This is a genomic window from Mycobacterium sp. E3298 (genome assembly GCF_001666895.1).
GTDB lineage: Bacteria > Actinomycetota > Actinomycetes > Mycobacteriales > Mycobacteriaceae > Mycobacterium.
The window spans coordinates 1-8,805 of sequence record NZ_LZJB01000001.1 but is presented as its reverse complement, the minus strand read 5'-3'; the positions used below and the strand labels follow the sequence as shown (position 1 = coordinate 8,805).

The following is an 8,805-nucleotide window of genomic DNA, read 5'->3' as shown; positions in this document are numbered from 1 at the left end:
CGCCACCCAGCCCGTCTGCGCCCCGCGCGGCGGCATGCTGGGCCGGCCCGGGCCGCACCGCCGCTACGCCGCGCAGACCTCGAACATCTCCTACGGCCCGGGCGGCCGCGACAATCTGCTCGACGTCTGGCGGCGCCACGACCTCGCACCGGGGCGGCGGGCGCCGGTGCTGATCCAGGTTCCGGGCGGGGCGTGGACCGTCGGCGACAAACGGGTGCAGGCCTACACGCTGATGAGCCGCATGGCCGAACTCGGCTGGATCTGCGTCTCGATCAACTACTGCAAGAGCCCGCGTGCCACGTTCCCCGCGCACCTCATCGACGTGAAGCGGGCGATCGCGTGGGTCCGCCAGAACATCGCGGACTACGGCGGCGACCCCGACTTCATCGCGATCACCGGCGGGTCGGCCGGTGGACACCTGGCCTCCCTGGCGGCGCTCACCCCGAACGACCCGGCGTTTCAGCCCGGGTTCGAAGAGGCCGACACGACGGTCCAGGCCGTAGCCCCCTACTACGGCGTGTACGACTTCACCGACTTCGACAACATGCACCCGCTGATGCTGCCGTTCCTGGAGCAGTTCGTGCTCAAGGCCCGCCACGGCGACCAGCCCGAGCGGTTCGAGGCGGCGTCGCCGGTGTCCTACGTGCACGGTGAAGCGCCGCCCTTCTTCGTCCTGCACGGCGAGAAGGACGAAGTGGTGCCCAGCGGCCAGGCCCGAACCTTCTGCGCGGCGTTGCGCGCGGCCGGCGCCGCGACGGTGGCCCACGCCGAGCTCGCCAACGCGCACCACGCGTTCGACATCCTTTCGACGGTCCGATCGCGGCTGGCCGCCGACGCCGTCGCCGATTTCCTTGGCGTCATCTACGGCCGGCGCGTCAGCTCGCTGCTGGACACGGTGCCGCTGACCGCCACGTCGGCCAGCTGAGTCGCCATCGCCGTACGGCCCGACCGCTCCTTTCACCAGCGCGGCAACCCGACTAGCGTTGTGGTGGCAATTGGGTGGGTGGGTCCTAGGCAGGAGGCTTGATCGACGGTGACAAGGTTGGCGCATCGGGCGGATGGCGATGACTGAGTCCGAGGTCGTGAAGTTGTCCGACCAGCTGGGACCGGTCGACTATCTGATGCATCGGGGCGAAGCGAATCCCCGGACCCGCTCGGGGATCATGGCGCTGGAGCTCCTCGACACCACGCCGGACTGGGACAAGTTCCTGACGCGGTTCGAAAACGCCTCCCGGCGGGTGTTGCGGTTGCGGCAGAAGGTGGTCGTGCCGACGCTGCCGACGGCGTCACCGCGGTGGGTGGTGGACCCCGATTTCAACCTCGAATTCCATGTGCGCCGCATGCGGGTGGCCGAACCCGGCACGCTGCGCGACGTGTTCAACCTCGCCGAGGTGATCCTGCAGTCGCCGATGGACATCTCCCGGCCGCTGTGGACCGCCACCCTGGTCGAGGGTTTGGCCGGCGGAAAGGCCGCGACCCTGCTGCACGTCAGCCACGCCGTCACCGACGGCGTCGGCGGGGTGCAGATGTTCGCCGAAATCTATGACCTCGAACGCGATCCGCCGGCCAAACCGACGCCCCCGCTGCCCATCCCGCAGGACCTCACGGCCAACGACCTGATGCGGCAAGGCATCAACCACCTGCCCACCGCCGTGGTCGGTGGCGTCCTGAGCGCCGTGTCCGGGGCGGTCTCGGCGGCCGGGCGGGCGGTCCTGGAACCGGGCGCCACGGTGTCGGGGATCGTCGGCTACGCCATGTCGGGGATGCGGGTGCTCAACCGGGCGGCCGAGCCGTCGCCGCTGCTGCGGCGGCGCAGCCTGGCCACCCGCACCGAAGCGATCGACATCCCGCTCTCCGATCTGCACAAGGCCGCCAAAGCCGGCGGCGGATCGATCAACGACGCCTACCTGGCCGGCCTCTGCGGCGCCCTGCGGCGCTACCACGAGGCGCTCGGTGTGCCGATCAGCACGCTGCCGATGGCGGTCCCGGTGAACTTGCGGGCCGACGCCGACACGGCCGGCGGCAACCGGTTCACCGGTGTCAACCTGGCCGCGCCCGTCGGCACCGTCGATCCGGTTTCGCGGATGAAGAAGATCCGCGCGCAGATGACGCAACGCCGCGACGAACCGGCGATGAACATCATCGGTTCGGTCGCACCGCTGCTCAGCGTCCTGCCGACCGCGGTCCTCGAGGGCATCACCGGCTCGGTGATCGGATCTGACGTGCAGGCCAGCAACGTCCCGGTGTACCCCGGGGATACCTACATCGCCGGTGCAAAGGTGTTGCGGCAGTACGGCATCGGCCCACTGCCGGGCGTCGCGATGATGGTGGTGCTGATCTCGCGGGGCGGTTGGTGCACCATCACCGTGCGCTACGACAGGGCGTCGGTGCGCAACGAACCGCTGTTCGCCCAATGCCTGCTCGAGGGCTTCGACGAAATTCTGGCGCTCGCGGGTGATTCGGCACCCCGCGCGGTGCCCGCCTCGTTCGCCGAACCGGCGACCTCCGCACGGACGGCGTCGGGCTCATGAGCGCCGCGAAAGACCAGGGAGCCGACGGCGGCGCGACCGGGGACATGCGGCTGCCGGGCTCGGTCGCCGAAATCATGGCCAGCCCACCGGGTCCCAAGATCGGGGCGTTCTTCGACCTGGACGGGACGCTGGTGGCCGGGTTCACCGCGGTGATCCTCACCCAGGAGCGGCTGCTGCGCCGTGACATGGGGGTGGGCGAACTGCTCGGCATGGTTCAGGCCGGCCTGAGCCACACGCTCGGGCGCATCGAGTTCGAGGATCTCATCGGCAAGGCCGCCGCCGCGTTGGCCGGCCGCTTGCTCGACGATTTGGAGGAGATCGGCGAGCGACTGTTCGTACAGCGGATCGAGTCGCGGATCTACCCGGAGATGCGCGAGTTGGTCCGGGCGCACGTGGCGCGTGGCCACACCGTGGTGCTCAGCTCGTCGGCGCTGACCATCCAGGTCAACCCGGTGGCGCGGTTCCTCGGTATCTCCAACATGCTCACCAATAAGTTCGAGACCACCGAAGACGGCATCCTCACCGGCGGCGTGCAGAAGCCGATCCTGTGGGGGCCGGGCAAAGCCGCTGCGGTGCAACGGTTTGCGGCCGAGAACGGCATCGACCTGAAGGACAGTTACTTCTACGCCGACGGGGACGAGGACGTCGCGCTGATGTATCTGGTCGGCAACCCGCGGCCGACCAACCCCGAGGGCAAGATGGCCGCGGTGGCCAAGCGCCGCGGCTGGCCGATCCTGCGGTTCAACAGCCGGGGTCCGGTCGGTCTGCGCCGCCAGATCCGCACCCTGGCCGGATTCGGTTCGATGTTCCCGGTCGCCGCCGGCGCCGTGGGCATCGGCGTGCTGACCCGGAATCGGCGCCGCGGCGTCAACTTCTTCACCTCCACCTTCTCGCAGCTGTCCCTGGCGATCGCCGGCGTTCAGCTCAACGTCATCGGCCAGGAGAACCTGACCGCACAGCGGCCCGCGGTGTTCATCTTCAATCACCGCAACCAGGTCGACCCGGTGATCGCCGGGGCATTGGTGCGCGACAACTGGATCGGCGTGGGCAAGAAGGAGCTGCAAAAGGACCCGATCATGGGCACGCTCGGCAGGCTGCTCGACGGGGTGTTCATCGACCGGGACGACCCCGCCGCGGCCATGGAGACGATGCACGAGGTCGAAGACCGCGCCAGGAAAGGGCTTTCGATCGTGATCGCCCCGGAAGGCACCCGGGTCGACACCACCGAGGTCGGGCCGTTCAAGAAGGGGCCGTTCCGCCTCGCCATGGCGGCCGGGATCCCGATCGTCCCGATCGTGATCCGCAACGCCGAGCTGGTCGCCGCCAGGAACTCCACGGTCATCAACCCCGGCACGGTCGACGTCGCGGTGTTCCCGCCGATCTCGGTGCAGGACTGGACCGTCGAGAATCTGCCGGAGCGCATCGCCGAGGTCCGGCAGCTGTATTTGGACACGCTGGCCAATTGGCCGATCGACGAGCTGCCCGAGGTCGACCTGCACGCGGAGAAGAAGTCGTCTGCAAAGACCAAGGCGCCCGCGAAAAAGACTGCGGCTAAAGCCGGTTCGAAGTCACCGGCAAGAAAAGCGCCGGCGAAGAAGGCCGCCTCGAAATCCAAGCCGGCCAAGGCGGATCCCCACGAGTCTCAGGCCGTCCTCAAAGACGGTGAGGCGCAACGGCCCGCCCAGGCGGCCGCCGGTGCCGAGCCGCCGGAATCCCCGCCCGAAGGGCGGCCGTGACCGAACCGGCCGCGGATACCACCGCGGTGCTCACCGGCCAAGACTCGCTGGTATTGGCGTCCATGGCGTCGCCGGTGGAGAGGGAACTGGTGACGGCCTGGATGGCGCAACAGCGCGCCGACCGGCCCGAGGCGAGATTCGACGTCCTGGAGCTGCCGCCGCCCAACGCGCCGGCCGGCGCGCTCGCCGCGCTGATCGAGCAGCTCGAGGCTGCCAACGACGCCAACGACGACCGTGCGGTCGTGCCGGTGCGGGTGTTCTGGTTGCCGCCGCCCAATCGCGGCAGGATCGCGAAGCTGGCCGGCCTGCTGCCCGGCCGGGACCCCTACCATCCCAACGAGCGTCAGCAACTGCAGATCATGCGCAACGCGCCCCAGCGGGCGCGAGTGGTGGCAGGCGAACCGGCCAAAGTCTCCGAACTGCGCCAGCAGTGGCGCGAGATCACCGTCGGGGAGAACTCGTGCGACTTCGCCCGGTTCGTCATCCGCCGCGCTCTGCTTGCGCTGGAACGCGTCGAGTACCGAATCCTGGGGCCGCAGTACAAATCTCCGCGACTGGTGAAGCCGGAGATCTTGGAGTCCAGCCGATTTCGAGCCGGGCTGAAGACGATCCCCGGCGCCACCGTCGACGAAGCGGGCGAGATGCTCGACGAACTCGCCACCGGCTGGAGCCGGGTGTCGGTCGACCTGGTCGGCGTCCTGGGGAGGGCGCTCAGCCGCGGATTCGACCCCGAGATCGACTACGACGGCTACCAGGTCGCCGCGATGCGCGCCGCCCTGGAAACCCACCCCGCAGTGCTGTTGTTCTCGCACCGCTCCTACATCGACGGCGCGGTGGTGCCGGTGGCGATGCAGGAGAACCGGCTTCCGCCCGTGCACGTGTTCGCCGGCATCAACTTGTCATTCGGTGCGATGGGGCCGCTGTTGCGCCGGTCCGGCGTCATCTTCATCCGCCGCAACATCGGCGACAACCCGCTCTACAAGTACGTGCTGCGCGAATACGTCGGTTACATCGTCGAAAAGCGGTTCAACCTGAGTTGGTCCATCGAGGGCACGCGGTCGCGCACCGGCAAGATGCTGCCCCCGAAGCTGGGCCTGCTCGCCTACGTCGCCGACGCCTACCTGGATGGGCGCAGCGAAGACATCCTGCTGCAGCCGGTGTCCATCAGCTTCGATCAGCTGCACGAGACCGCCGAGTATGCGGCCTACGCCCGGGGCGGCGAGAAGACGCCCGAAGGCGTGGGCTGGCTCTACAACTTCATCCGCGCGCAGGGCGAACGCAACTACGGCAAGATCTACGTCCGCTTCCCCGAAGCCGTTTCGATGCGCCAGTACCTGGGCCCGACGCACGGCCCGCTGGTCCAGGACCAGGACGCCAAACGACTTGCGCTGCAGAAGATGTCGTTCGAGGTCGCGTGGCGGATATTGCAGGCGACGCCGGTGACGGCCACCGGCCTGGTATGCGCGCTGCTGCTGACCACCCGCGGCGCGGCGTTGACGCTCGGTCAGCTTCACCACACCCTGCAGGATTCGCTGGACTACCTGGAACGCAAGCAAAACCCGATGTCGACGAGCGCGTTGCGGCTGCGCTCGCGCGACGGCGTGCGCGCGGCGGTCGACGCGTTGTCCAACGGGCACCCGATCACCCGGGTCGACGGTGGACGGGAGCCGGTGTGGCGCATCGCCCCCGACGAGCAGCACGCGGCCGCGTTCTACCGCAATTCGCTGATCCACGCGTTCCTGGAGACCTCGATCGTCGAGCTCGCGCTGGCGCATGCGCGGCACGTCGAGGGTGACCGCATGCGGGCCTTCTGGGATCAGGCGATGCGGCTGCGCGACCTGTTGAAGTTCGACTTCTACTTCGCGGACTCGGCGGCGTTTCGGGAAAACATCGCCGAAGAGATGGCCTGGCACGACGATTGGGAAGGCCATGTCACCGCGGGCGGCGAAGAGATCGACGCGCTGTTGTTCTCCAAGCGGCCGTTGATGGCTGACGCGATGCTGCGGGTGTTCTTCGAGGCCTATGAGATCGTCGCCGACGTGCTGCGCGACGCGCCGGCCGACGTCGGCCAGAAGGAGTTGACGGAGTCGGCACTGGGCGTGGGGCGCCAGTATGTGGCGCAGACGCGGGTGCGCAGCAGCGAATCGGTGTCGACGTTGCTGTTCGCCACCGCGTATCAGGTCGTCGCCGACCAGGATCTGGTCGCGCCGGGCCCGGACCTCTCCGAACGCCGGGGCGCGTTCGGGGAGGAACTGAGGGGCATCCTGCGGGACTCCGATTACATCGGGCGGATCGCGCGTAATCAGTTCGTCGCCCGCGAGGCCAAGGCCCGCGAGGAGCGCCTGGCTCGGTAGTCGCGGATCCGCGCCCATACCCTGGTTGTATGACGGTCGACCGGTCCGTGACCACACCACGCGCGCTGGTGTGGCCGCTGCTGATCGGCGTCGCGTTGCTGGCGGGATGCACGGCGGCCGGTATCGGGGCGCTGTCGCTGGCCGACGCGCTGACCGCCACCGGGTTGCCGGACCCGGGCCCGACGACCACGTTGGGGCTGCCGTTCGTCCGGGCCGCGGGGGAGTTCGCCGCGGTGCTGGCCGTGGGGTCCTTTCTGTTCGCGGCTTTCCTGGTGCCACCGCAACGCAGCGGCGTCCTGGACGCCGACGGGTACCGGGCGCTTCGGCTGGGCACGGTGGCGTCCGGGGTCTGGGCGGTGTGCGCGGCGCTGCTGGTGCCGCTGACCATCTCCGACGTGTCGGGGCGACCGTTGGTCGCGCTGCTCGACCCGGCACGGATCTGGTCGGTGGCCGGGCTGGTCACCACCGCCTCCGCGTGGCGCTGGACCGCGGCGCTGGCGGCGCTGGTGATGCTGGCGAGCCTGGCGGTGCTGCGCTGGTCGTGGACGCCGCTGCTGTTCGCCGGCTCGTTGCTGACCCTGCTGCCCTTGGGACTGACGGGCCACTCGTCGGCAGGCGGGTCGCACGACCTGGCCACCAACAGCCTGCTGATCCACCTCGTGGCCGCCGGTGTCTGGGCCGGTGGCCTGCTCGCGTTGGCCGCCTACGGGCTGCGCGGCGGGGGACACGTCGCATTGGCGGCCCGGCGGTTCTCCGCGATCGCGCTGTGGTGCTGGGTCGCGATGGCGCTGAGCGGTGTGATGAACGCCGTGGTGCGGGTGCCGCTCGGCGACCTGGTCACCACCGAATACGGGCGCCTGGTGATCGCCAAGTTCCTCGCTTTGTGCGCGCTCGGGGTCATCGGCTGGCGCCAGCGGCGCATCGCCGTCGCGCGGCTGCAAGCCGAACCGGCCGACTCCGGCGGCCGCCGCGCCCTGCTCCGGCTGGCGCTCGCCGAGGCCGCGGTCTTCGGCCTCACCTTCGGCGTCGCCGTCGGGCTGGGCCGCACCCCGCCACCACCGCCGCCGAGCCGGCTGCCCTCGATTCCCGAAGCCGAGATCGGCTACGACTTCAACGGCCCGCCCACCGCGGCCCGCATCCTGTTCGACTGGCGATTCGACCTGATCTTCGGCAGCGCCGCGATCGTCTTCGCCGCGCTCTACGTGGCCGCGGTGGTGCGTCTGCGCCGCCGCGGCGACGCCTGGCCGCCGGGCCGGACGGCGTCCTGGCTGCTGGGCTGCCTGGCGTTGCTGTTCGTCACCTCGTCGGGCGTCGGCCGCTACATGCCGGCGATGTTCAGCGTCCACATGGTCGCCCACATGGGCCTGTCGATGCTGGTGCCGATCCTGCTGGTGCTCGGCGCCCCGGTGAGCCTGGCCCTGCGTGCGTTGCCCGCCGCCGGCCGCGACGAACCGCCCGGCATGCGGGAATGGCTGCTGGCCGCGCTGCACAGCCGCCTATCGCGGTTCCTCACCAACCCGGTCGTCGCCACCGTGCTCTTCGTCGCCGGCTTCTACGGGCTGTACCTGTCGAACTTGTTCGACATCGCCGTCGGCAGTCACGCGGGCCATCTCGCGATGAACGTCCACTTCCTGCTCAGCGGCTACCTCTTCTACTGGATCGTCATCGGCGTCGACCCCACCCCGCGACCGATCCCGCCGCTGGCCAAGGTGGGCGTGGTGTTCGCCTCGCTGCCGCTGCACGCGTTCTTCGGGGTGGTGCTGATGGGCACCCGCAGGGTGCTCGGCGCCGACTATTACCGCTCGCTCGGTTTGAGCTGGCACACCGACCTGCTGGGGGACCAGCGGCTGGGCGGCGGCATTGCCTGGGCGGCCGGCGAACTGCCCCTGGTGATCGTGATGCTCGCGCTGCTGGTGCAGTGGGCCCGCAGCGACGACCGCACCGCCCGGCGGCTCGACCGCGCCGCCGACCGTGACGACGACGCCGAGCTGGTCGCCTACAACGCGATGCTGGCCGAGCTGGCGCGCCGTGACACGCCGGGACATGCAAAGCCGCTCTGACAACGTACGAATTCGTCTATCCAGCAACCTGTTTCGGGGCTCAACGTCGGGCTAGTTGTTGGATGGTGGTGGTTGGGGTTGGAAGGGTTGGTACCACCACCAGTCGGCGCGCTCGCCGGTGGGT

At 69.5% G+C, this 8,805-nt stretch carries 6 protein-coding genes; 5 read left to right on the top strand and 1 reads right to left on the bottom strand.

The annotated features are described in order from the left end of the window. The 5 genes from A9X05_RS00025 to A9X05_RS00005 form a co-directional block, all read left to right on the top strand. Positions 1–925, top strand: a 925-nt coding sequence (locus A9X05_RS00025) for an alpha/beta hydrolase (protein WP_067778324.1), incomplete at its 5' end; no start/stop codon positions are given. A 139-nt stretch (positions 926–1,064) separates the two neighbouring features. Next, on the top strand, positions 1,065–2,531 hold the full coding sequence (locus A9X05_RS00020; RefSeq protein ID WP_156670231.1) for a wax ester/triacylglycerol synthase family O-acyltransferase: 1,467 nt from the start codon (positions 1,065–1,067) through the stop codon (positions 2,529–2,531). Then, a complete protein-coding gene (locus A9X05_RS00015; RefSeq protein ID WP_067759573.1) occupies positions 2,528–4,267 on the top strand; it encodes an HAD-IB family hydrolase/lysophospholipid acyltransferase family protein in 1,740 nt (579 codons plus the stop codon). The genes A9X05_RS00020 and A9X05_RS00015 overlap by 4 nt, the downstream gene beginning before the upstream one ends. Continuing rightward, the gene (locus A9X05_RS00010; protein WP_067759567.1) at positions 4,264–6,621 is read left to right on the top strand and encodes a glycerol-3-phosphate 1-O-acyltransferase; all 2,358 of its coding nucleotides are present in this window, start codon (positions 4,264–4,266) and stop codon (positions 6,619–6,621) included. Before A9X05_RS00015 ends, A9X05_RS00010 begins: the two co-directional genes overlap by 4 nt. A gap of 29 nt (positions 6,622–6,650) precedes the next feature. Next, the gene (locus tag A9X05_RS00005; protein ID WP_067759563.1) at positions 6,651–8,681 is read left to right on the top strand and encodes a cytochrome c oxidase assembly protein; all 2,031 of its coding nucleotides are present in this window, start codon (positions 6,651–6,653) and stop codon (positions 8,679–8,681) included. Positions 8,682–8,732: 51 nt separating this feature from the next. Here A9X05_RS00005 and A9X05_RS31860 read toward each other — a convergent pair. After that, on the bottom strand, positions 8,733–8,805 hold a 73-nt coding region (locus A9X05_RS31860), incomplete at its 5' end, for a hypothetical protein (protein WP_231969227.1).